Genomic DNA, 413 nt, shown 5'->3' with positions numbered 1-413 from the left:
ACATGGACCTCATGGAACCCATCGCCATCCTCATCGCGGGCGTACTCGCCCCGGCTGTGGCACACCGTCTTGTGTCCGTCACCCCACTCGAGCAGGCGAGCGTAGATGTCCTGCTCGTCCGTATAGACGGTCGTGCCAGGGGCGATGGCGGCCAGAATCAACGGCTTGAGGGTCGTCTTCTGAACGTTTTCGAGCATCCGCACCACGACCTCTCCGCCGCGTTGGAGCATCCCGAAGACCGGTGGCTTCTTTTTTTCCAGGGTACCGCCGCCCGCCTGCGCCCTTCAGGCGCCGCCATCGGCCCTGACGGCCTTTTTTTGACCACCTCGGGGTGGCCCTTGTGGCCCGCCACAACATAAACCTCGTCACACTCCACCTCGCCCGAGAGCGTCGGCTCCGCTTGCACCGCCACA

General features: G+C 64.2%; 1 pseudogene. It reads right to left on the bottom strand.

Annotated elements, in window-relative coordinates:
• Window positions 1-413 (bottom strand): annotated as a pseudogene (locus CAPSK01_RS23290) (transposase); the annotation flags it as partial.

The organism is Candidatus Accumulibacter vicinus, assembly GCF_000584955.1.
GTDB lineage: Bacteria > Pseudomonadota > Gammaproteobacteria > Burkholderiales > Rhodocyclaceae > Accumulibacter > Accumulibacter vicinus.
Note: the sequence above shows the minus strand (reverse complement) of the source record. Positions and strands in the feature narration are given on the sequence as shown.